Source organism: Echinicola shivajiensis, from assembly GCF_018642165.1.
Taxonomy (GTDB): Bacteria; Bacteroidota; Bacteroidia; order Cytophagales; family Cyclobacteriaceae; genus Echinicola; species Echinicola shivajiensis.
Map to the genome: position 1 here is coordinate 1 of NZ_JAHHZM010000001.1, position 23,341 is coordinate 23,341.

Genomic DNA, 23,341 nt, shown 5'->3' on the forward strand with positions numbered 1-23,341 from the left:
CCTTACCAGTACCGTTTCAGGTAGCAATATGCCATCAACGGCCACTCCCCAGTCCACGGTAACTGCAGCAGGCTCGTAGACCTCCTCGATCTTCATGCCCTGGATGGTAAGCGTGGCTGACTGGTAGACAATATTATAATTATCCCCTGCGGACAAGCTGCCCAAATTAATATCATATACACCAATTGACTCACCTGCTGCTCTGCTTAAGCTTCCTGTCAAAATGTTCTCATCATCACCATTGACAAAACCGGAAGCAGTATAGCCCAATACAGGATCTGCCGTGCCATAGACCTTGGTCTGCTCATCGGCAATGACCGATAGGCTGGCCTGGCTTATTTCAAGGTTGCCGTCCATATAACTGATGGTATAATTAAAAGAAGTATAACCCGATGCAGTGATCGCATAGGTGCCCACATCCTCACCAGTTGTACGGCTGATATCCAGTGTACCTCCAAGGGATGTGGCATCATCACCGTTTACAAAGCCTAAATAGGAAACGCTCAAGGCAGGATCAGTTTCACCGTACACTTTGGATTGATCATCTGCTGATATGGCTAAAGCCGCCTGGTTAATCGCTAAGCTGCCATCCATATAGCTGATGGCATAATTGGATGAGGTATAACCTGATGCGGTGATCGCATAAGTGCCCACATCCTCTCCGGCTGCTCGGCTCACATCCATGGTACCGCCCAAGGCTGTTTCATCATCTCCGTTCACAAAACCTGAATAGCTTACTGTTAAACTTGGGTCGGATGCTCCGTAGACCTTGCTCTGGTCGTCGGCCGTTACTGTTAAGGCCGCCTGGATAATCTCAAAGTTACCGTCTGTATAGCTGATGGTATAGTTACCAGAGGTATAACCCGAAGCCGAAATCGCATAGGTTCCAACATTCTCTCCGGCGGCTCGGCTTACATCCAAGGTACCGCCCAAGGCTGTTTCATCATCTCCGTTTAAAAAGCCGGTATAACTTACTGTTAAACTTGGGTCGGCTGCTCCGTAGACCTTGCTTTGGTCATCGGCCGTTACCGTCAAGGCTGCCTGCGTGATCTCCATATTGCCATCGGTATAGCTAATGGTATAGTTCGATGAAGTATAACCTGATGCGGTGATCGCATAAGTGCCTACATCCTCACCAGTTGCACGGCTGATATTCAATGTCCCGCCCAGGGCAGTGGCATCATCTCCATTCACAAAACCTGAATAAGAAACATTCAGACTTGGGTCTGCTGCTCCGTAGACCTTGCTTTGGTCGTCGGCCGTTACTGTTAAGGCCGCCTGGGTAATCTCTAAGCTGCCGTCAGTATAGCTGATGATATAGTTCGATGAAGTATAACCCGATGCAGTGATCGCATAAGTGCCTACATCCTCTCCGGCTGCTCGGCTTACATCCAAACTACCGCCCAATGCTGTCGCATCATCTCCGTTTACAAAACCGGTACAGCGTACTGTTAAACTTGGATCTGCTGAACCGTAGACTTTTGATTGATCATCTGAGGTTACCGTCAGGGCTGCCTGGGCAATCTCCATATTGCCGTCCACATAACTGATGGCATAATTGGATGAAGTATAACCCGAAGCCGAAATCGCATAGGTTCCTACATCCTCTCCTGCTGCTCGGCTTACTGATAGTGTACCGCCAAGGGAAGTGGCATCATCACTGTTTACAAAGCCTGAATAGCTTACTGTTAAACTTGGGTCGGTCGCTCCGTAGACCTTGCTTTGGTCATCGGCCGTTACTGTTAAGGCCGCCTGGGTAATCTCCATATTGCCGTCTGTATAGCTAATGGTATAGTTCGATGAAGTATAACCTGATGCGGTAATGGCATAGGTGCCAACGTCTTCTCCGGCTGCTCGGCTTACATCCAAGATGCCGCCCAGGGTAGTGGCATCATCTCCGTTTACAAAGCCTGAATAGCTTACTGTTAAGCTTGGATCTGCTGCTCCATAGACCTTGCTCTGGTCATCAGCAGTTACTGTCAGCGCTGCCTGGGTAATCTCCATATTGCCATCGGTATAACTGATAGTATAGTTCGATGAGGTATAACCTGATGCGGTAATGGCATAGGTGCCTACATCCTCTCCGGCTGCTCTGCTGATATTCAATGTCCCGCCTAGGGATGTTTCATCATCACTGTTCACAAAGCCTGAATAGGAAACGCTCAAGGCTGGATCAGTCTCACCGTAAACCTTGCTCTTGTCATCAGCCGTTACCGTCAATGCTGCTGGGGTAATTCCAAAGTCTGCACTGATGTAGTTGATCGTATAATTAGGACCTGCATCAAGTGATCCTTGTTTGATGGCATAAGTCCCTACATCACTTCCTGCATCTCTCGAGAGAGCTCCAGTTATAATCCCTTTATCATCTCCTCCTTCGAAGCCAGAAGCCTGATAAGTAAATGCTGGGTCGAGATCCCCATATACTTTGCTTTGTCCAGGATCAACTGTCACATTGAGTACTTTGGGAACCACCACGATAATAACCTCGATATCCACTTCAGATGAATTACCATTAACATCGGTAACAGTGTATTTCACTGTATTGGATCCTTCATCCGTTCTGTCAAATAAAGTTTGACTTAAAACTTGTGAGCTAATACCACAATTATCTGTCGAACCTTCATCAATCATTCCAACGTTCAAATCAACTGTCCCAAAAGAATCCACATTAAGTGTGATCGTTGATTTTGCTTGAATGGTTGGTTTTGTTGCATCAACAATATTGACATTGGCGTTCCCAATCTTAGCATTTCCTGCAAGGTCGGTTACTGTAACAGTTACAGAATTGGTTCCAACATCAGAGCAATTGAAAACTGATTTACTTAAGCTTGATTGTATATTTCCTTGTGGTGTATAATCGTCAAAAATCGCAATGAGCAACAATTCAGATATGGAGAGTGGAGGTGAAATTCCATCTTGGTTCAAAGTACGGTTAGTGGAACCGGATTTTAATATCAGAGATGGAGGGTTGACATCAAAAGTTACCGACAAACCACTCGAGGCAGGACTGTTATTGCCTGCCAAATCAGCTTGGGTAGCAGTAATGGTATGTCTTCCTGTAGATACACTTCCAGCAGTAAAGGTCCAATTACCGGATCCATTGGCAGTTGTGGTACCCAATGAACCATCTTTACTACTGATAACAGTAACAGTACTATTTGCCAATGCTGTCCCTGAGAAGGTCGGTGTTAAATCATTGGTAATATTATCTGTTTGACTACTTCCCGAATCACTGCTTGCAGCTAAATCTGGAGTGCTTGGAGCATTTACATCATCATTCAAAATAGTGACCACCGCCCCATCTGTAATATCAATCGATCCAGGAGAAACAATAGAAGGTACCAGACCACTCATGGATATCAGTACTGTTTCATTAGCTTCAACAACTGCATCTGAAGTAGGAATAACAGTAAATGCTTGAGTTTCTCCAGCTGTTCCAGCAAAGATTAGACTAGTCAAAACAGAAGTATAATCAACTCCAGCTATGGCTGTTCCATCCAATGAACTGACATTCACAGTAAATCCACCTACAACTGCATTATCCAGGCTTGCAGTAACCGTAATAGCCCCATCATCTTCATTTCCACTAACATCAGCGATAGTCACAGAAGCTTGATCATCATTCGATATAGTCAATGTCGCTGCATCTGAGATGTCTACATTTAATGTAGTACCTGCAAGGTTACTCATAGAAATGGACACCGTTTCGTCTGTTTCTACTTTGTAATCATCTGTAATTGGAATCTGGAAAGTCTTAGACTCACCAGACGTACCAGCAAAAGTGAGAGTTTGAGATGTCACAGCTGTATAATCTGCATCTGCGGTGGTGGCAGTGCCATCTGCCGTAATGACATCTACAGAAAATCCTCCCTGAACCCCATGATCCAATATCGCAGTAATCGTTGCATTTCCATCGGATTCATTCACAGATACATCTGCGATGGTGACGGATGCCTGATCATCATTAATAATAGTTCCTAGACCAGAACCATCTGCAAGGAGTACACCGGTACCCGTCGGGTTAGACAGGGTAAGAGTAAGAGTCTCATCCATCTCCACTGTTTCATCACCTATAACACTGATATTTACCGTCTTACTGGTCTCTCCTTCTGCAAAATTCAAAGTTCCACTAATAGCTGTATAATCAGATCCTGCTATCGCTGATCCATCGGATGTGGCATAGTCAACGGTTGCGCCGCCTACCGGAGCTGGATTATCCAGACTTACAGTAAAGGTTAAGGTGGTAGTACCTGAATTTCCTTCAGTTACACTTGGATCATCCACAGAGACAGAAACATCAATATCTTCAGTACTCAGTGCAATTCCCCTAACAGTGCCTGAAGATGCAAATGGTATTATTTCCGCATCACCATTTCCATCTAAATCTACTATTCGGATACCTGATCCTCCATAATATACTTTGTCTGCCTCTGGATCAATATCCAATCCTTCTGGAATTCCATTGGCAGACAAACTCTCAATGTTCGATCCATCCAAATCAGCTCTTCTCAATTGAGAATGATCTGTAAAGTACACCTTACCATTCAATGCATCCGACTGAATACCCCATGGCTGACTGACCCCTCCAGATATTATTTGCACTTTATTTGTTCCATCCAAATTCGAACTTGAAAATGTCTTATTATTGTAGGAAGCCCAAAATAATTTATTGTTGAAATTGTCTACCCAGACTTCAAAAGGATCATTTGTTGATGAGATGATATCTTCCGCAATTGTCCCATCTAAATTCGCTCTTCTTATTTTTCCGGAAACAAATTGTGACCAGTATATTTTGTTATTGGCAAGATCCAATGCAAATCCATTTGCTTCTGCTCCGGGAATTAAAGTTTCTACATTGGATCCATCTAGGTCTGCTTTGAATATACCACCATCAACCTCATTGAAATAAATCTTTTGATTAATGTTATCAATACGAACCCCTACATAAAATCCAGTCAGCACTGTTTGAATATCGGAGCCATCTAGCTTGGCAGATTGTATTTTTTCTTCATTGGTCCAATAAATCCTGGTCGCTTTTTTGAAATCATCATTGAAAATCAATCCTGTCCCTGCAGCATCACCAAGTAATACACCAGTTCCACTTGGATTGCTAAGAGTCAATGTAAATATTTCACTTCCTTCTACTTCTGTGTCTCCGGAAACGGGCACATCAATCGTCTTGCTTGTTTCCCCTGCTGCAAAACTTAGTGTTCCACTAATAGCTGTATAATCAGATCCTGCTATCGCAGTTCCATCCGATGTGGCATAATCAACCGTAGCTCCGCCTGCCGGAGCTGGAGCATCTAATGATACGGTAAACCGTAGGGGGGAAGTACCTGCATCGCCTTCAGCTACCGTAACATCATTGATGGAAATTAAAGTAGGTGTGACCACATCGATATTAACAGTACCAAATGACGCACCTACTAGTCCATCGTTCCCGATTAAATCAATGCTTCCGGCATTATCCCCTATTACTCCTGGATTGCTGGTAAACATAATAGAGGATAGATCACTCAGGTAGGTGTTTAAGTCTGAAATAGTACCCGAAGTAGTCCAAACTCCAGGAACTGGCTGGCTGACTGTAATACCAACTCCAGGATTAAAAGAAGGTGTTCCTCCCAAAGCAATATATGTGATTCCCAACACATCATCAGGTGCTGCATCAGGATCACCTAAAGTGGATCCTGACAGATCAATACTGCTTGGTACTCCTTCGGTCACAGTAATATCCGTTGGAACCCCCGTCATGAAAGGAGGGATACTGGCCAATTTTTCTGCAATATCTTGGACTGTGGCACCGGTATTATTGAATGAATCCGTCAGGTCCACCGAAAGTGTAATGGTACCATCTGACAATCCACTTAGATCAATATTGGAAATGGTTTGATCAGTGGAAGAAATTGTTCCAGACCCCGAAACGGTACTTCCCCCTGCAGCACTGGTAAATAGATAATTATAGGTCGCGTCTATTTCGGCATTGGTAAAGGTAAAACTGACATCGGATGAATTGGACGGAAGAATCGGGCCCTGATTAATTTCTACGGTATAATCCTTAGGAGCAGCCAAATCTTCATCCTTGATGGTCAAAGTCACCTGATCCGGGCTGCCTTTAATTGCATTGGTCGGAGCACCCATATCAATAATAATGGTCTCATCTCCTTCTTCTATTCCATCCAAAAGGGATTTCACCCGAATACTGTCCATGGTTTGTCCTGGAGATAGGGTAATCGTGGGATAAGTAGTTTCATAATCGGTTCCTTCAACCGCCGTTCCTGAAAAGCTTAAAGGGATAGTTATCGACGTTCCTGCTACTGCATCAATTTTCCCCCTAACAAAAGCATAACCGCCACTTTCATCAGTAATAGGATTCCAAAAATCCACTACTTCGAGCGAAACTGTTGGTGCGAGATCATCTTCCAAAATTGTAAAAGTTTGTTGTTGAGCACCATTTTCAACCCCATTCATCACAGAAGCAATATCAATGGTTATAGTCTCATCTCCTTCATACAGGGCATCATGAACCAATCTAATAGCACTCATCCCAATTGTAGTTCCAGGATTGATTATAACTGGGTTTACAAGAACCGAATAATCAACTCCTGACCCAGTTGCCGTACCTCCGAAATCTAGATTCACCGTGACTGGTGCCACAAAAGAATGTGAAAGATTAACCTGGATCATCTTATCTGAGGAGTTTCCTTCAAAGTCTTCTGCCTTAGTCAAATAAAGTGTAACCGTGGGAACAGGGGTAATATTTAATGTCGCGATATAATCTCCTGAACTGTAATCTAATCCATCACTTACCTCAAACTGGAATGAGGTATCGGTGCTGCCATTTTGGATATACTGTAAATTGCCTGCATCCAAATCCGCTTTGCTGATCTGGTCATTGATGCTGACTTCCTCTCCTGCATCGTAAACGTCATCATCATCGGCATCCATATATAAGGTTCCCTCACCTGGCAGGGATTCTATTAAGACATGGCTGATAGGATCCCCATCGCTGTCAGAATATCCAAAGTTTGCTGTTGAAAAAGCATAGGTCAAATTCTCATAAGGGCCGCTGCCAGCGGTAAAGCTGGAAGCAGTAGGGGGAGTATTAGCTGGAGGAACAGGGCCATAGACAAAATGGTCCAGATAAAAATTGATATCAAGCGCCTCTATTCTTATTTCATCAACATCAAAAAAGTCAGCATCTGAGGAATAATCCTTATATCCATTAAAATTGATGTTTTTCTTCGCCGTTACCGCAAATCCATCCTTAAAACCCTGGATGGTACCAGATGTTGACGCAAAGCCTGCATCCTGCAAGTAAATATTTTTAAACTGAAACTCAGTTCCATCATTTTTGATTATAGTCCATGTATTGATTCCCCCTACTGCCAAATTATTATCATAAAGCGTGGTGGAATTCACATAGCCTAAACCAGTTCTAGCAATTATCTGTTTTCCTCCTCCTGGATCATTGATAGAAAAAGTAAAACCTCCTTCAGAATAGCTTAAGCCCAAGCCTTGATAATTGGATAAGGACTCAAAACCTATTGTCTGAGAAAATGATTGAGAAATAGAGAATAGGAAAAAGAGAACAATTCCAGCAAAGAAGTTCGTAATTCGATTCATGAGTATTTTGATTTTAAGAGAGATGAAAAAATCCCTTGATGAAATTTCTTAAGCAAAAGGTTTGGAGAACCAACACAAGTCCCAGCCAAAGATCCCTGAATCTGAACGTTTGTTCCTCCTGAATTTCTTATAAAAAGGCTTGTGCACTCAAACGGCAGTCCATCATCCCTTGAAATAGTTACTACTTCCTGAGTATAGGGTATGTATGTATTGGATTCCACAGAGACAGCAGCAGGATTATGCGATTCTCCGAGATTGTAAGATAAAAACCTCCCATGATCTCCCGCATTTGTAAAAACAAAATTAAATTGTACACCTGCTATTGTTTTACTGAAACTGGAAGGGCTACCCACAATAGGAACTTCAAAATCCTCTGTAAAAGACTGACCCAATAAAGATGGTATTGAAAACAGGAAAATTAATAAAGTGGAAACCCATTTTAAATGGTGATAAGAGTAAAGTTTTTTCATGGAATTTAAATGTAAAATCAATAAGACGTCAGTTTTTTTGGACGCATTCATAATCTGTGCAAGCCTATTTCTGCGCTTTTGGTAGTTTTACTGCAACACCATGGAAACCGCATGAAATAGCTTTTTGAAAGCTGAACCCAGTGTGGAATAACTCCATTTTTTAACAAAAAATTGGAGAACTTATTTGGAATTGAAACCATCAGTTTTTTCTAATTGTTGAATGTTTTCTTCTATCGCTCTTTCCTTTTTCTCAAAAAAACAGTAGACCAAAAACCCAACTACCACCAACAGAAATATTACCCCCCAAAGAATTGATTTGCGTTTTGACATTTGAGAACAAGTTTAACTAAAGGGTTAAACATAGTTCCAAGCTTCCAAAAAATAACATTCTGGGGCGTTACAAAAGCGTTACAAATAAAAAAACAGGCCTTCAGGGCTCAGAAACGAGCTTTTCCAAAAACTGGGAAGCTGAATAATCTTTGGGTAAATCCAGCTTTTTTCGGATTCTATACCAGGTCACCCGAAGAGATGCCGGAGAAATCCCCAGGGCATTTGCGATTTGCGCTTTTGGAATTTCCAATTTGGTAAGGAGCAAAAAGCGAAGTTCAGCTGGTGAAAGAGATGGATATTTTTTTTGCATGTCTGCAATCAAATCAGGAAAAACTTTGGCGAATTGCTTCTGAAATGAGTCCCAGTCTACCTCTGTCAAAATCGTACTTACTTTAAGCTCATCCAATAATTTCTGCTGCACAACTGTGGGCTGTGATTTTTCAAGCGATTGAATAAGTCTGGAATTGTCCTTGATTTTGTTGAGGTAGGTTTTCAGCTGGTTTCTGGCATTTTCCAAATCTAGATGGGTCTGTTCCAACTCAATGGTCTTCAGCTTACTTTCTGCTTTGTTTCGTCCAACCTGAATTTGATATACTATCAAAAAGACAAGCAACAATAATACCAAGCCTCCAATAATAAAATTCCGGGTCATTTTATTTCTTTCCGCCTCGTCTTGTAGTCTTAGAATTTCCCTTTCCCTTTTGCTAGCCATTACTTCTTGATTTGCCCGCATCAGCTTGAGGGCACTGAATTTCTCATTCACTCTTTTTTGGAAAATAAGGGCAGAATCCAGGTAGGCAGTTGCCATTTCGGGCTGATTCATTGACGCTTCCCATTTGCTCATCACCGGATACAACTGTGCATAGCGATCGGTCTGACCAGAACGTTGAATATATCCTATGGCTTTATCGATGTAGGTTCTTGCCAGCGATAGGTTCCCTTGCTGAATATAGATATCAGCAATCGGAATACATGAGCCCGCTGCTAATCCAAAATCCTCAAATTGTTCGGCAATCCGGTTGTCGGTTTCCAAATAGGGAATTGCAGCATCAAATTCCCCTTTGAGGAAATGATTGAAACCCAAATTTCCGGAGGCTATCCCGACCCACTGTTCAGAAGTGGTATCTGCATGCACCAACAAGCGTTCAAAATAATAGTCTGAGCTATCCAAATCACCGATTTCACGGTAAGAAAGCCCCAGGTTATTGAATGAATGTCGATAGGCGTAGATATAAAAATCATCCAAGGTCAGCTCCGCCACTCTTCGAAAATAGGAAATTGCCTTTTTATAATCTCCGAAAAAAAAGAAGTCATTTCCTATTTGCTGGAGGAAGATGGCTTTGTCAGGAAATTCTTCAATGCCCATTTTACTGATCAGCTCATCCAGCAGAAGGTGCCAATGAATGGATTTTTGAAATTCCATATCCCCCCAATAGACGCCAGCGATGGCATTGGCAGCTCTACTGGCAATATATTGAAATCCTTTTGCTTTACTTTCCTTTTGAACCTGTATCAACAGATCCACCGTTCCCAATCCATTAAAGACTTTATAAAAAGCTTCCAACAGATCTGCTTCCATCAACAAGTTAGGATCCTTTTCTTTAGTGGCTAGTTCACGCATCCCTGCTATGGTATCAGCAAAAGCTTTGAAAGGAAAACCGCCGTCGCTGGCACTAAAATATAATTCAGATAATATCTCCTTTTGCTCAACATGTGGTTTATGAAGCAACTTGGAATATTGGGCCTTGCCCTGAGAAGAAATAAGTACCAGTAAAATGGATATCAAAACAAAACCCTTCAATCGGGTTGATCGGATGAAAAACTCCAACATTATTCTTTTAAAAAGCCAACTTTTTATGAAAGTGCAAGAAAATAAAAAAATCCCGAATTTCCAGTACCTTCCCAAAAGTCATACGAATCCGTTGTCCTGACAGCTAAACTACGCCACGGCGCACAGGTGCAGGACCACCTAAACTTGAGTCTCCGACTCAACTACTATCTTCCACAGCTCACTCCGCGTCCCCCGTACTTTCAATGCCCTTTAAAGTATTCAGAAAAACGTCCCCTGCTCCATTTCATCCAGCAATTACCAAAAGTTGAGGCATGAATTATTTAAATTGAGGAGCTATTTGGGGATGTTTGTTTTGGATCCCCATAGCCACGTTATTTTCATATACCTTAATTTCCTTCCTTATTTTAGGCATTTGTGACTTCATCTTGCGTTTGAAGTTTTCTATCTGTCTAGTGATATCGTCTTTCCTTTCCTTCATATTACAATTTAGTGAATTCCCGTTGTCCTGACAGCTAAACTACTCCCCGTAGTCCTGCCAGCTGAGCTACGCCACGGTGCACAGGTGCAGGACCACCTAAACCTGAGTCTCCGACTCAGCTACTTTCTTCCATTCAGTTGTTCCAAGTCTTTAGCACAGCGGTGACTTGGAACTTAATAATAGTAGGAGTCTCCAGACTCCGATCAAACCCATTATCCTCCCCTGAGAATTACAACCCATTACATCCTCAGTGAACTCCACGCCCTCCGTGATTCCCAGTCTCCCGTCCCATTCTTCCCTCTTCGCACCCTCCCTATTTCCCAGTCTGGCTGCCGCAAGGCAGGTTCAACAGTTCAACAGTTCGACAAATCCCCTATCTTCAGTCTTCCGTATCAAGACCCAATACTCCTGACTAATACCCCTCCTACTTTTTCCCATCTCCCTAGCACCTTTCTACCATATACCTAGGGGATGTCTTGGGGACACCTTGCCTTCGGGTAAATTAATTCTTGGAAAGATTATATATTTTAACATCCTCGAGAAAGCTATAAAATCCGAAAATGGAAATTACAAATTCCCAGAAGATACGTTTAAAGAAGCATTCTTCACCCAGTCGATGCCTATCATTTCATCCCTGCCCGCCCGCATGCATTTAGATTTTGTTGAATGTAATTTTCATTTATTAATCCCATATAAATGGTCGCTCTATTCCCATTCCTCTGAGGCACGAAATAAATTGTCCCGCATGGACAGATTCATGATACCCTATTCGTAATAAATATTGGCCGAGTGGTTTTAATTCCCCATTACCCGGATGAATAATATTAGTTTCAATAAGCTCTCTGTCTGAAAATTTCTGTACACTATTCAGAAATATTTCCCGATACGGTTGAGCAAATTCAAGCTCATCTTCAACGCTCTGAAAGGGTCTATTCTCCCAAGGACTGCTATAGTTTGACATGTCACCATTATTAATGATAATATCCCAACCGTAGTCAGCTTCTAGCACGTGTCTAACCATTTCAATAGCCGTCATGGCATTTTCATCAGGTTTCCAGCTATAATGACCTTTTGGAAGTCCCTTCCAGAGTGCTATGCTTCTCCTCCTTATTTCTTTAAAATTTAAAATGATTAATTCAGTTTGAGTCATTATTTAATGTCGAAAAGTGTATTTATTTTTTCTTGAATTTGATTATTACCCTCTTCAGTTGGACCATATACTTCATTTATATCTTGACTAGTCATTGGAGCATCCCTATAAGGCACCTACCCTTTCTCCCCTTCCATATCTACCAAATAAAATTTGGACGTCCCCTCCTCATCTCCTCTTTTCTCCTACCAGCTCCCAAGATTATAATTCGTCCAAAATAAAAGAAATAACATATTCCCAGGATAGTAAGATCTGACATACTTATTCCTTTAAAACCAAGTGTTTTTTCTCATTTGTTTTTCGGTTGATAATAAAGAAGTAAAGCACCGCTTTTAAAGGTTCTAGTCTTAACGAGTTTAAAAATAATCCTGTCTTTTATATCTTCAAAGAATGGCAAACCCTTTCCTTCCACCATTGGATATATGCAAAGTTGCAATTCATCAATTAAGTTAAGTTTCAATAGTTGTATAATTAAACTGCGACTACCAACAAGAATATCTTTTCCCGATTGTATCTTAAGTTCTAATACTTCATTTTCTAAATCGCGTTTTGCCATCGTCGCACTTTTCCATTCGATATTTGTAAGCGTATGGGAGAAAACAATTTTTGGGATTTTGTCAATAGCCATAGCAAAGTCATTCATTGATTGTAGCTCGGATGGATTTTCTAAAATCGTTCGCCAAAACTCCATAAGTTGATACGTTATCCTACCATAAAGAATTGCGCCTCCTTGACCTAATAATTCGGCATAATGTCGATGTATTTCTTCATCGGGTATTCCAGCAGTATGGTCGCAAATCCCGTCAAGTGTCATATTTAATGCTGCAATTATTTTCCTCATATTTGTTTATTGCTCCACTTTTGATTTTTGAAAATAGTTTTCTCCGATGCAGCCAACGGTCTCGAATAACCGTCAGTTTCGGATTTGCATTCGTTAATTTTCCGTTAAGCACTGATGTTAGTAATTTCGAGTGGATTCGGAAGTAGTTGAATCTGCAGCATTTGCAGTTATGCTTTATTAACTGTTGCTTTTTTCCTTCAATATTAGTTCCATTCGGTACTTAACCATTCTCTCAATCAGGTCTTTTGGTAACGGTTTGTCCAATAGGAATTGGACCGAACCTTTCCCTCTTTTAAATTCACTTAATTCCGAGTCGAACTTTTTCATAGTTGTTGGGTGAGGATATAGTCCAACGTGCTTTCTGTAGCCTGCAATCATAATTTGCTGTTCTCTCTTTCCTCCTTCCACTAATGAGTAGGCAGGAATATTGTAGTTAAACATTTCAGTCGCATCAGGTTTAACTTTGAGAATACACTTTTTTAATTCTATAAGTGCTTTTTTTGTTGTTTCTGGTTGAGCATTAAAATAGTCCTCAACCGTTTTGGGTTTGTCCATTTTTATATTTTTTCGTTTGCAATGAAATGGTGATTAACCAAAGAACACAGCATAACAAAACTATTCTTCCTGACCAACCGATTAAAACATTCGGACCCAAATCCCCATTGTTTTTAGGTAGTTCCGTTACCATATCCATTATCACATAAATTTCCAAAACCCAAAGCAGAATTGTTATTAGCAAGACTGGAGTCTTATGGTTTTTATAGTTCGGATTTTTAATAAAAACCCAAGTGAATAGCAATGAAGCAATTACTAAAAAAACCAAAAAACCTGCCCCCACGCTATGGATTAATCCGCTGATAGTTGTTTGCTCTTTTGGAATAATTGCCGGGTCTGTGTTGAAGAACCCTGCCATTAAAAAGCCTATTGCCGTAATTGCCAAAAATATCTTTCCGATTTTTCCTCCAAGATTTGTATAACACCTTCTTGATTGCAAAATGAAAAACACAATACCCATAGTCATTAATAAAAATGCCATGTTCATTAGCCAACCATTATTACCGAGAGCTGTTTCGCTAATTGGCTGCCAAGATGGGTCAATTTCGGGATTTATAAAATGAACAATAATTGCTAGAACAACTGCTAAAATGCTTGAAAAAATCGAAAGCTTGCCAAAATCTGTTGTTTGTGATTTCATATTTGACTGGTTTTATTTAAGATTAATAATATTTTGCCCAACCTTTCTAATGTGGATTTCATTCCGTCTTCCATTTTTATTATCGTTTCCAAATCCTCAAGTGAATCATAGGTTATAACAGTTTGAAACATTGTAAAATCGGCATTATCCAAAAATGTCACTTTCTGTTTGGCCCGAGGAAGTTATTCGTTGATTTCGCCTTGTTCGTTACCAATTCCGTCTATGGCTGTAAAGTAATCAATTGGCTGAATTCTTTGATATTCTACCAAACTCCAATATTCCGTTCCATTAGGTTTGGCCATTGCAAAATGCCAATGTCCACCTTCTCTAAAATCCATTGATTTGGTTTTGTTTGATAGTGGTTCTGGCCCAAACCAATGGACGGTCAGCCAAAAAACGCTTATTTATTGTTATGGTGTTTTTCTTTCTGTCCACTTGTAGACATCAATCATAAGTGGACAATTAGTAGCCGCTGTACCAAGCTATCCGGATAAAAACAGCTTATTTTCCATCTGTTTATTCAGTTGGCATTTTTGACATATCCATATGGAATACTTCCCAAGTATGTCCGTCAAAATCTTCAATTGTCCGCTGTTGCATAAAACCATAATCCCTTAATTCGCTTGGTTCAGTTCCGCCTCCTCTTAATCCGTTTCCCAAGATTTCATTCATTTCATCTACACTATCGGCAGACAAAGAAAAAAGTCCTGCTATATTCCCTTTTGTGTCTGCTATGGGCTTCGTTGCAAAGGTTGAAAACTTTTCGTGTTCCATTAACATTACAAAAATGGTTTCGCTCCACACCATACATTTTGTGGTGTTGTCTGAAAATTGAGGATTATTTGTAAATCCTAATGCCGTGTAAAAGTCCATTGATTTATCCACGTCCTTTACTGGTAAGTTGATAAAGATTTGTTTTGCCATTTTATTTCGGTCGTTAATTTATTGTTTGAATTTTGTTTTTGTAATAATAGGATAGTGCAAGTATGCCCAAGAAAACCAAGGGCATGATCATATAACCCATATTTTTATCTACATGAGCGTGGCTAATGAATGCAAAAATAAGGGTAAATGAAAGGCCTGCATAAGCCCATTCTTTTAGCTTTTCTGGTGTTTTAGGGTAAGTGATTGCAATAACCCCCAGGACTTTTGCTATTATTAATGAGTAGGCAAAATAATCGGGATAACCTAAGGCATTTGTACCAACAGTAATATACTCCGATGCAAAAATCCAAGTACTTATTGGCATAACGGCTTCCCAAAGTGCTATGATAATAATGGCCGTCCAAAAAATGATTAGGTTCCTTTTCATTGTCTTAATTTTTAAGGTTTGATAATAATTCCGCTAAATGGTTCAATGTTGCTGTAAACCCTTCTTTGAAGCCCATTTGTATATGCATTTCAAGGTCTTCAAGTTTTTCGTGTTTAATGGAAATTTTCACTGTTGTAGTGCCTTTGCTTTCACTAAAGTCCAGACTCCACTTAGCAGATGGAAATTGCTCGTTGATGTTTTCATCCTTGTCAGCAAAAGCGTCCATGAACTGGAAATTGTCCTTTGGTGAAATTGAAGTAAAGTCCTGAACCGACCAATGTTCCTCGCCTTCAGGACTAACCATGGCATAAAATCTTCGTCCGCCTTCTTCAAAGTTCATATACTTTGTTTTCGATTTCCAGGGCTGCGGTGCCCACCATTGATCTAGGAGATCCTGTTTTGTAAAAGCATCCCAAACCATTGGTTGTTCTGCATCAAATTCTCGGTTTACGAAAACGGTGCTTGTTTTTTTATCAACAGTAAAGTCGAATAACAGATTATTTTTCATTTTTCTATTTTTTTAGTTTTGATAATAAATTGTCAAGTTGGTCAAAACGATTTTCCCATATTTTTCTGAACTGTTCCAACCACTTATCGATTTCTTTCATTTTTTCTATTTTCAGCACATAGTAGATTTCCCTCCCTTGTTGCTTGCCTTCTACAAGCTCACATTCGTTTAAAATTTGAATATGCTTGGAAATCGTTGGTCTCGCTGCATCAAAGTTTTCTGCAATTGTTCCTGCAGTCATCGCTTGTGAGGTCAGCAAAACCAAAATTGCTCGTCTTGTAGGGTCGGAAATAGCTTGAAATATGTCTCTTCTTAATTTCATTATGTAGTTATTTGGCTACAATTTAAATGAAGTTATTTAGCTACGCAAATAATTTCCATCTTTTCTTTGAAAATTATAATTTAGATTGAATGGATTGATATTTCACGGGGCCGCTCATAAATTGTCCCCAGCCAGAGAATAGGCGCATTTTGAATAGTCGCTACCTAGTTTACCCTCCCCAAAAAGTCTCTTACCTTATGGCAAGACCAGTGAACTAATTGTTTGCCATTATTTTCAATTTAAGCCACCTTCTAAAACAAAAACATCCAAAACAAAATACCCCACATAGGAGCGACAAGCGTAGAGAAAACGGTCAGTGACTGTTTTTAATGAGTAGCCAGCTTGCAGGGCAGGCCCTTTCGTTTAAGAGGTAATCCCCCCCTTCCATATCCACCAAATAAAAATTGGACATTCCAACGGCGTCTCCACGACGTCTCCTCGATGTTTTCTCTATGTCTTCTACTTGGTTCTAAGATTAAATATTTTTTAGCGTAACTAATATTGCAAGTTCCCAGATTAGAAAGGTGTAGTTACAGATTCATATCTTAATAATAAATCAAAAAACAGAATAAAGTTGTAAGCCGATCCATCGTCAAAGTATGGTATGACCAATACTGAGACATGACAGGCTAGAGGATAGAGCATAGTTTGCTATTCAATAGAAAAACTCACTCCTCCCTGCGTTCCATATTTTTGGGGCTGGCCAATAGAAAGCATCCAACGGTCATAGGTAGCCTTGGCCAACCACTGGACCTGATATTCCCCTGTCATAGTTGGCTCAGCAGCAGCCTGGCGGGCGAGTTCATGAGCAAGTTCATACATCGAACTATCCTTCATGGGATTATGATGGAGGATAAAGGAAGCATAGAACTTGTCCCAGGGCTTCTCTATTTGTCCCTTTCCAATCATTTCCCTGACCACTTCAAACCGTATGCTATCCCGTGCTTTCATTTGTTCCGTAAATGGTGGAAGAAAAAATTTTAAGTTCATCCTGTCCCCTTGGTCAGTACTATGGGCATATCGCAGGTCCTCTCCTACCTCCTGTGTCCAGGAAATGGGCTCTGGTAATGGTTTAAGGAGCCCTATTCCCAAACAGATCATTATCATAACCGCTAGGATTAACGATACCCTTAACCGTCGCCATGCAAACCTATTTCTGATCAACCAAACAACACTTGCCATCCCCATATACAACAATACCCCAACCATTAGGGCCAGTAGCAAAAAGACAAACCATGGATATTGATAGGACAGGAATCCTACGACCAATAGGCAAATAGCTCGGATAATGTACTTCATCTTCATTTTCTAATCTTTTTTTTGTTGCTCCATTTTTGAAAGTCAAATGTGGCTGAAAAATGTTACACCTGCGGACACTCCATGTGCACAAGTGTACATTTATATATTATTTATCCCATCTCTTTGAGACATATAAAGTCGTACTTACCACCCATATATTGACATTGACGGGTTTCCATCGCAATATCGCCGGCAAAGAAGCCTTCGTTAGAATAGAAATAAACCAAGAACAGTACCGAAAAATAGTCTATCTACTCTTTACTACCATTGGCTTTTAGAAATACAATTCGTTCTGCACAACGGGAATTTCAAATGCCAAGAATAGTATCATGAAGAAGCATTCCTCATCCAATCAGGGAAAAGCCATCCCTATAATAATCCAATTCCCAATATCCCTTAACACTAAATTCAAGCCTGTCTTAGGTAGAAGTTTACCCACCAAAAGTTAAGACAGCTTCTCTTAAAAGGTTTATCTGCTATGGAAGTCTTGGCTGTTCCAGCCTCAATCATGCTTAGTTTTTGTATAGTTTTTTCAACGGTTGGTGTCATTCCTTTTGAGAAAACATTTAGATTAAAATAAGTCTGTTCTTAAAACAGCTCCACTACTGGCATTCTTTACTAATGCTCTATATTGACGAAGCCAACTGGAGTTTAATTCTTTTTTTATTGGAATAAATTCAGCCCTTCTTTTTGTAACTTCTTCCTCACTCAAGTTTACTGATAATTCATATTGATGTACATCAATATGAATTTCATCTCCATCTTTGAGCAACCCAATCATACCGCCCTCAGCTGCTTCAGGACTTACATGACCAATACTTGCTCCTCTAGTTGCACCACTAAACCTTCCATCGGTAATTAATGCGACTTTATCTCCCAATCCCATACCCATAATTAAAGAAGTTGGTGCTAGCATTTCTTGCATGCCTGGACCTCCTTTAGGCCCTTCATATCGAATTACCACAACGTTACCTTCTTTTACTTTACCTCCTAAAATACCTTCAATGGCCTCAGCTTGTCCATCAAAACAGATAGCAGTCCCGGTTAAAACCCTTTTCCCAGTAATTCCAGCCGTCTTAATTACTGCCCCTTCTTCTGCTAAGTTTCCATACAAGATTGCAAGGCCTCCTACTTTAGAATATGGATTATCAATAGTGTGTATAATATTAGTATCTTTTATATAAGCATCTTTTATTTTCTCTAATACTGTTTCTCCCGTTATTGTTAGATTATCTTTCAAAATATCATCATTTCTTTTGGTCATTTCTTTCATCACGGCATTTACACCACCTGCTGTATTGATATCTTCCATATGCACCGTTGATAAACTTGGTGATATTTTAGCAATGTGAGACACCTTTTTAGAAATGTGATTGATATCTTCTAGATTAAAATTAACATGTGCTTCTCTTGCGATCGCCAGCATATGTAAGACAGTGTTTGAACTTCCTCCCATAGCCATATCAACTGCAAAAGCATTCCTTACTGCATTTTCATTCAGAATATTTCTCAGCTTGAATTTTTTGGTTTGTTCTTTACTTTTGGCTATTTCACAAATTCTTCTTGCAGCTTGTTTATAAAGTTCCTCTCGCTCTTTAGTAAGGGCGAGTATAGTGCCATTGCCAGGTAAGGCTATTCCCATCGCTTCCATAAGCGTATTCATAGAGTTAGCTGTAAACATACCCGAACAACTACCCCCACAAGGACAAGCATTACATTCGATATCCAGTAGCTCTTTCTCAGACATACTACCTGCCTCGAATTTACCTACTGCTTCAAAAGCTGTTGCAAGGTCAATAGGCACACCATCTTTGGTATGGCCTTTTTTCATTGGGCCACCACTCACGAATATAGTAGGAACATCTACTCTCAAAGCTCCCATTATCATTCCTGGTACAATTTTATCACAGTTTGGAATGGCTATCATCGCATCAAGCTTGTGTGCATTCATAACTGTTTCTATAGAGTTGGCAATAATCTCTCTGGAGGGTAGGGAAAAAAGCATTCCATCATGCCCCATGGCAATACCATCGTCTACTCCTATAGTATTAAACTCAAAAGGTACACACCCATTTGCTTTGATTTCTTCCTTAATAATCATTGAGACGCTATTTAAAAAAAAGTGACCCGGAATAATTTCTATAAAGGAATTTGCTACACCGATAAATGGTTTTGCAAAGTCTTCATCTTTTAATCCTGTAGCTCTAAATAGTGATCTGTGTGGAGTTCTCTGATGCCCTTTTTTTACTTCATCGCTTCTCATGATTGTACTGATAATAATAGAGATAATTGATTATATCTTTGATTTAAGCCGGCTTAATGTTTCTGGCGAAATATTGAGGAAGGCTGCAAGATTCGAATTTGATAAACGTTGAACAAGTTCTGGGTTGTTTTTAAGCAATGTCAAATAACGTTCAACCGCGTTTTGTGTCAAAAGACTACTGAGCTTTGAATTGATAACTGTTAGCCCATATTCCAGTATATGTATGTACATTTTATCCCATTCAGGTATCAAATTCCTTAATAGGGTAAACTGATCATAGGAAATCACCAAAAGCTCAGAGTCCTCGATCGCTTGAATGTATTCAGTTGAAGGTTCTCTGGAAATAAAACTAACTATTGAGGTTAGGAAGGTATTTTCAAAGGCCATGATTCTTGTCAATACCTGATGATTCTCATTGATATAATACAAACGAAGACAGCCTTTTTTGATAAAAAACAGCTGACCAGACACCTTACCAGGCTCTAGCAAATGCATATTTTTCTTGACACTTATTGATTTAAAATATGAAAGGACTTCTTCAATCTGTTTATCATCCAACTTTGTTTTTGTTCGAATTAAGTCTGTCAACATTCTAAGGATATTAATTAAGGTCAAAGTTCCGATTTTAGATTTTATAAATCATTGACTTAGGTCAAAATCAAGCGGCTAATACTTAAAAGTGTAAGGAGAAAAGGTTTGTCATGCCGAATGTACAACAACGGTCTCACTCATGGGCAGTAGCGGATTTAAATGACTACTTATCTGAGTATAATAAACTTTAATAAAATAAAAAAAGGTTCAAGTTTGCACTTGAACCGCTGTTGTTTATATACATTGGTAGTTGCTGGATTTATTTCATTCTTAGTTTCATCATTCCCTAGTTTGAAAACGTGCTTATCGAAAGCTTTAAATCCATTTTTTTCATAAAATCGGATTGCTCTTGGATTCTGTTCCCAAACTCCCAACCAAACGTATTCCACATCTTTTTCTTCCGCCAATTCAATGGCCTTGTTATAAAGAATCTGTCTATTTCTGAGTGGCACTGTTTGACCAAAATCACTGGCATGGTCAGACCGAAATAGCCAATCAGTCCACTTTTGTATAAATTGTCTTCCCTGTACAATTTGATAGTACATCATTACAAGAAAATTCGATGACTATTCTCTGACCACCATCTATTTGCTCAAGGATGCCTGTTTGCGTAATATTAGAGGGCTCCTCATCGGCTTTCAATCCAGCTCTGGGAGCATACAGCTCCTCTGGGTCCTCCAAAGCATAAAATTCATCCCATACCACAGTCAGTTCCTCTTTATTAAGCTCATAAGTTCCTAGCATTGAGCTAGAGTATCCCAAATCATCCCCATCCTCACTTTCACGTATAGTAATCCGTTGCTCCAGATCACCATTATCCTGGAATACCAGGCTATGTACATACCAAACCTCAACTTCTTCGGAATACATGGTCTGTTCATAGGTTCCATTAAAATGCATTCCCAAAGGCTTGATTTCATCCTCATTGCAGGAAAAAAAGGAAATGAACAGTAATGTAAGTAGGGCAAGTTTTTTCATTTTGCTAAAAGTTTGTTCTTTCACAATACGTGATCACCATTCAAAACGCTAAACAAAACCCTATTCCCCTGTAAATTACCAGTCAATATCACACTATAAAATCGAAATCTTCTGTGGACATTCCCACGACGTCTCCTCGGTGTTCCCTCCATTTCTCCTCTTTACTACTACCAGGTCCCAAGAATATAATTCACTCAGCATAACTGGAATTAAAAAATCAGAGAATATAAGGATGAAGCTACCTATTCCACCAAGTCGAGGCTGTTCAAACCGTCAGAATGCTATTGACGGTATTTTTTTTATTTCTTTATCAGTTTATATCTCAAATGAGTAGTCAAGTCAGATGGGATGACATCTAAGATTTTAAGGTCATATTTGTCTTTGTCGATTCCATCAAATAACCTAATCCCACTACCCAAGAAAACGGGGGCAATATGGATAAAAAATTCATTAACAAGTCCTGCATTAAGAAATTGTTGAATAGTATTTGCCCCACCTTGTATTCTCACATCTTTTCCTTTTGCGGATTGAATAGCTTTCTCAAGTGCACGCTCTATTCCATCATTAATGAAATAAAAAGTTGTCGATCCTTTCTGAACCCAAGGTTCACGCTTTTCGTGTGTTAGAACATAAACGTCTGCTTTATAGAGGTCATTTGGCCAACTTACTTCGCCTTCCTCAAACATTCGTTTTCCCATAATGAATGCTCCAGTTCTTTGAGTAGTCTGTCTAATGAATATCCCATCCTTTCCATCTTCCTTTCCGCCTTCCATTCCAAGATACTCCCAAAATGCTTTTTGATTAAACATCCATGAATGAATTTGTCCCGAAACACCACCCATAGGATTTTTAGGACTTCTATTGTCTCCAGCAAAAAATCCGTCAAGAGATATCCCGCTGTCAAATATAATTTTACTCATTATTCTATTTTTTGGTTTTATGTCATTGTAGATTAATATGTGCAGCCAATCTTTGTAAGTTTTGATCAAGGCCAACATCAGCTTTAAACGCTCTCACTGCTTCCTCCTTTGTAGGTATCGAATCAAATATATTGCACCACTCAACGGTTGTTTGGCCGCCTTCTTCATGAATTGAAATGATAATGGTAAACTTAGGTTCCTTTAGATGATCCAATACCATTTTTTTCATAGGAATGATTTTGCTGTACACATATTCATTTTCATAATCTATACCATCAGGACCGTGCATGATAAATTCCCATTTTCCTCCTTCACGCACATCCATTTTGCGAATTGTGTTGGTAAATCCATCAGGCCCCCACCATTCTCCAACATGTTCAGGTGAGGTTAGTACTTTCCAAAACAGCTCTGCAGTTGCATTAAATGTTTTTATCATTTTCAATGATCGCTTACTTATGTCTTCCATCTCTTGATTATTTGTTTTTGTTTTGAAGTTTGTTTATGATATTGCCCAATCTGTCGAGTCGTGCCTCCCAAAGTGTTCTGAAAGGTTCAAGCCATTCTACAACCTGTTCCAATTGGTCGGCTTCCAATTTGCAATAGCGTTCCCTGCCTTCTTTTTTTATAGTAATGACCCCACATTCTTGCAGGTATTTTACATGCAATGAAACTGCCTGACGAGTCATGTCGAACTGCTCTGCTAGGGTACTTACATTTTTAGTCTCTTTCGTAAGTGTCAATAGTATATCTCTTCGGGTAGGGTCTGCAATAGCTTGAAATACATCTCTTCTCATTATGGTAGATTTTATACGCAAGTGATTACTTGCAAATATATACGCAAGTTTTTACTTGCGCAAACAAATTATTAAAAAGCAAGAAGCGTTATTACTTGAGGAGTCATACTACAGCCAAAGTAAAGCAAAACCGTTCTAAGCTTGAAGCCAAAGGTAAACGTATAGTATACTAGGCATCGGATGGGACAGGGAGCATCCATAGGGGAACGAGCATAAAGAAAACAGTTTGTGACTGTTTTTAGCGAGTACAGTTTGCAGGGCACCTCTACCCTTTTCCTTTATTATCATCAAATAAAATCTGGACGTCCCCTGATATTTCCTCTATATCTCCTCTTTACTACTACCTTTTCCCTAAAAATCGAAATCCCCATCGAAATCCCTTTAAACGGCCTTTGGACTATTCGTTTTTGGGACAGTTGATGGGGGCGTTAAAAAAATGAGTTAGCTCGCGAAGTGGAGGGACGAACGTAAAGAA

Annotated in this window: 22 protein-coding genes; all 22 read right to left on the reverse strand. The window is 39.9% G+C overall.

Translation table 11 applies throughout. The features are described 5' to 3' along the window. The coding region (locus KMW37_RS00005; protein ID WP_215222558.1) for an MBG domain-containing protein at positions 1-7,623 on the reverse strand (7,623 nt) is incomplete at its 3' end. Then, positions 7,620-8,093 (reverse strand): hypothetical protein, encoded by a 474-nt coding sequence (locus KMW37_RS00010; protein ID WP_215222559.1) that lies wholly within the window; start codon positions 8,091-8,093, stop codon positions 7,620-7,622. The genes KMW37_RS00005 and KMW37_RS00010, both read right to left, overlap by 4 nt. A 180-nt stretch (positions 8,094-8,273) precedes the next feature. Beyond that, complete coding sequence (locus KMW37_RS00015; RefSeq protein ID WP_215222560.1) at positions 8,274-8,423, reverse strand: hypothetical protein; 150 nt, start codon at positions 8,421-8,423, stop codon at positions 8,274-8,276. Positions 8,424-8,523: 100 nt separating this feature from the next. Next, positions 8,524-10,254, reverse strand: coding sequence for a tetratricopeptide repeat protein (locus tag KMW37_RS00020; RefSeq protein WP_215222561.1), 1,731 nt, complete (start codon positions 10,252-10,254; stop codon positions 8,524-8,526). A gap of 277 nt (positions 10,255-10,531) precedes the next feature. After that, a complete protein-coding gene (locus KMW37_RS00025) occupies positions 10,532-10,693 on the reverse strand; it encodes a hypothetical protein (protein ID WP_192010082.1) in 162 nt (53 codons plus the stop codon). A 682-nt stretch (positions 10,694-11,375) separates the two neighbouring features. Continuing rightward, a complete protein-coding gene (locus tag KMW37_RS00030; protein ID WP_215222562.1) occupies positions 11,376-11,843 on the reverse strand; it encodes a DinB family protein in 468 nt (155 codons plus the stop codon). Positions 11,844-12,132: 289 nt separating this feature from the next. Next, positions 12,133-12,684 carry a dihydrofolate reductase family protein gene (locus tag KMW37_RS00035; protein ID WP_215222563.1) on the reverse strand — a complete coding sequence of 184 codons (552 nt, stop codon included), beginning with the start codon at positions 12,682-12,684 and terminating at the stop codon, positions 12,133-12,135. A 177-nt stretch (positions 12,685-12,861) separates the two neighbouring features. Continuing rightward, entirely contained in the window at positions 12,862-13,239 is a 378-nt protein-coding gene (locus KMW37_RS00040) for an iron chaperone (protein WP_215222564.1), read from the reverse strand. Next, the gene (locus KMW37_RS00045; protein ID WP_215222565.1) at positions 13,217-13,879 is read right to left on the reverse strand and encodes a DUF998 domain-containing protein; all 663 of its coding nucleotides are present in this window, start codon (positions 13,877-13,879) and stop codon (positions 13,217-13,219) included. Before KMW37_RS00045 ends, KMW37_RS00040 begins: the two co-directional genes overlap by 23 nt. Positions 13,880-14,061: 182 nt before the next feature. Beyond that, on the reverse strand, positions 14,062-14,283 hold the full coding sequence (locus tag KMW37_RS00050) for an SRPBCC domain-containing protein (RefSeq protein WP_317195550.1): 222 nt from the start codon (positions 14,281-14,283) through the stop codon (positions 14,062-14,064). Between the two features lie 112 nt (positions 14,284-14,395). Then, positions 14,396-14,803 (reverse strand): VOC family protein, encoded by a 408-nt coding sequence (locus tag KMW37_RS00055; protein WP_215222566.1) that lies wholly within the window; start codon positions 14,801-14,803, stop codon positions 14,396-14,398. Between the two features lie 13 nt (positions 14,804-14,816). Then, positions 14,817-15,191 (reverse strand): DoxX family protein, encoded by a 375-nt coding sequence (locus tag KMW37_RS00060; RefSeq protein ID WP_215222567.1) that lies wholly within the window; start codon positions 15,189-15,191, stop codon positions 14,817-14,819. A 4-nt stretch (positions 15,192-15,195) separates the two neighbouring features. After that, on the reverse strand, positions 15,196-15,699 hold the full coding sequence (locus KMW37_RS00065; protein ID WP_215222568.1) for an SRPBCC family protein: 504 nt from the start codon (positions 15,697-15,699) through the stop codon (positions 15,196-15,198). Positions 15,700-15,703: 4 nt separating this feature from the next. Continuing rightward, positions 15,704-16,021, reverse strand: a complete 318-nt coding sequence (locus tag KMW37_RS00070) for a metalloregulator ArsR/SmtB family transcription factor (protein ID WP_215222569.1) — start codon at positions 16,019-16,021, stop codon at positions 15,704-15,706. A 651-nt stretch (positions 16,022-16,672) separates the two neighbouring features. Continuing rightward, positions 16,673-17,326 (reverse strand): hypothetical protein, encoded by a 654-nt coding sequence (locus KMW37_RS00075; RefSeq protein WP_215222570.1) that lies wholly within the window; start codon positions 17,324-17,326, stop codon positions 16,673-16,675. A gap of 565 nt (positions 17,327-17,891) precedes the next feature. Next, positions 17,892-19,583: a dihydroxy-acid dehydratase gene (gene ilvD / locus KMW37_RS00080; RefSeq protein ID WP_215222571.1), complete on the reverse strand. Its 1,692-nt coding sequence runs from the start codon at positions 19,581-19,583 to the stop codon at positions 17,892-17,894. A gap of 30 nt (positions 19,584-19,613) precedes the next feature. Beyond that, positions 19,614-20,174 (reverse strand): Crp/Fnr family transcriptional regulator, encoded by a 561-nt coding sequence (locus KMW37_RS00085; RefSeq protein ID WP_215222572.1) that lies wholly within the window; start codon positions 20,172-20,174, stop codon positions 19,614-19,616. A 167-nt stretch (positions 20,175-20,341) separates the two neighbouring features. Then, entirely contained in the window at positions 20,342-20,722 is a 381-nt protein-coding gene (locus KMW37_RS00090) for a GNAT family N-acetyltransferase (protein ID WP_215222573.1), read from the reverse strand. Beyond that, a complete protein-coding gene (locus tag KMW37_RS00095; protein ID WP_215222574.1) occupies positions 20,670-21,152 on the reverse strand; it encodes a hypothetical protein in 483 nt (160 codons plus the stop codon). Before KMW37_RS00095 ends, KMW37_RS00090 begins: the two co-directional genes overlap by 53 nt. Positions 21,153-21,451: 299 nt before the next feature. Continuing rightward, a complete protein-coding gene (locus KMW37_RS00100; RefSeq protein WP_215222575.1) occupies positions 21,452-22,072 on the reverse strand; it encodes a dihydrofolate reductase family protein in 621 nt (206 codons plus the stop codon). 22 nt (positions 22,073-22,094) lie between these two features. Next, complete coding sequence (locus KMW37_RS00105; RefSeq protein WP_215222576.1) at positions 22,095-22,538, reverse strand: SRPBCC domain-containing protein; 444 nt, start codon at positions 22,536-22,538, stop codon at positions 22,095-22,097. A gap of 7 nt (positions 22,539-22,545) precedes the next feature. Next, positions 22,546-22,866 carry an ArsR/SmtB family transcription factor gene (locus KMW37_RS00110; RefSeq protein ID WP_215222577.1) on the reverse strand — a complete coding sequence of 107 codons (321 nt, stop codon included), beginning with the start codon at positions 22,864-22,866 and terminating at the stop codon, positions 22,546-22,548. Between the last annotated feature and the right edge of the window lie 475 nt (positions 22,867-23,341).

Bases quoted from the DNA above. Each gene is read 5' to 3' on its own strand.
- KMW37_RS00010 (WP_215222559.1), bottom strand. From the start codon at position 8,093: ATGAAAAAACTTTACTCTTATCACCATTTAAAATGGGTTTCCACTTTA.
- KMW37_RS00015 (WP_215222560.1), bottom strand. From the start codon at position 8,423: ATGTCAAAACGCAAATCAATTCTTTGGGGGGTAATATTTCTGTTGGTG.
- KMW37_RS00020 (WP_215222561.1), bottom strand. From the start codon at position 10,254: ATGTTGGAGTTTTTCATCCGATCAACCCGATTGAAGGGTTTTGTTTTG.
- KMW37_RS00025 (WP_192010082.1), bottom strand. From the start codon at position 10,693: ATGAAGGAAAGGAAAGACGATATCACTAGACAGATAGAAAACTTCAAA.
- KMW37_RS00030 (WP_215222562.1), bottom strand. From the start codon at position 11,843: ATGACTCAAACTGAATTAATCATTTTAAATTTTAAAGAAATAAGGAGG.
- KMW37_RS00035 (WP_215222563.1), bottom strand. From the start codon at position 12,684: ATGAGGAAAATAATTGCAGCATTAAATATGACACTTGACGGGATTTGC.
- KMW37_RS00040 (WP_215222564.1), bottom strand. From the start codon at position 13,239: ATGGACAAACCCAAAACGGTTGAGGACTATTTTAATGCTCAACCAGAA.
- KMW37_RS00045 (WP_215222565.1), bottom strand. From the start codon at position 13,879: ATGAAATCACAAACAACAGATTTTGGCAAGCTTTCGATTTTTTCAAGC.
- KMW37_RS00055 (WP_215222566.1), bottom strand. From the start codon at position 14,803: ATGGCAAAACAAATCTTTATCAACTTACCAGTAAAGGACGTGGATAAA.
- KMW37_RS00060 (WP_215222567.1), bottom strand. From the start codon at position 15,191: ATGAAAAGGAACCTAATCATTTTTTGGACGGCCATTATTATCATAGCA.
- KMW37_RS00065 (WP_215222568.1), bottom strand. From the start codon at position 15,699: ATGAAAAATAATCTGTTATTCGACTTTACTGTTGATAAAAAAACAAGC.
- KMW37_RS00070 (WP_215222569.1), bottom strand. From the start codon at position 16,021: ATGAAATTAAGAAGAGACATATTTCAAGCTATTTCCGACCCTACAAGA.
- KMW37_RS00075 (WP_215222570.1), bottom strand. From the start codon at position 17,326: ATGAAGATGAAGTACATTATCCGAGCTATTTGCCTATTGGTCGTAGGA.
- ilvD (WP_215222571.1), bottom strand. From the start codon at position 19,583: ATGAGAAGCGATGAAGTAAAAAAAGGGCATCAGAGAACTCCACACAGA.
- KMW37_RS00085 (WP_215222572.1), bottom strand. From the start codon at position 20,174: ATGTTGACAGACTTAATTCGAACAAAAACAAAGTTGGATGATAAACAG.
- KMW37_RS00090 (WP_215222573.1), bottom strand. From the start codon at position 20,722: ATGATGTACTATCAAATTGTACAGGGAAGACAATTTATACAAAAGTGG.
- KMW37_RS00095 (WP_215222574.1), bottom strand. From the start codon at position 21,152: ATGAAAAAACTTGCCCTACTTACATTACTGTTCATTTCCTTTTTTTCC.
- KMW37_RS00100 (WP_215222575.1), bottom strand. From the start codon at position 22,072: ATGAGTAAAATTATATTTGACAGCGGGATATCTCTTGACGGATTTTTT.
- KMW37_RS00105 (WP_215222576.1), bottom strand. From the start codon at position 22,538: ATGGAAGACATAAGTAAGCGATCATTGAAAATGATAAAAACATTTAAT.
- KMW37_RS00110 (WP_215222577.1), bottom strand. From the start codon at position 22,866: ATGAGAAGAGATGTATTTCAAGCTATTGCAGACCCTACCCGAAGAGAT.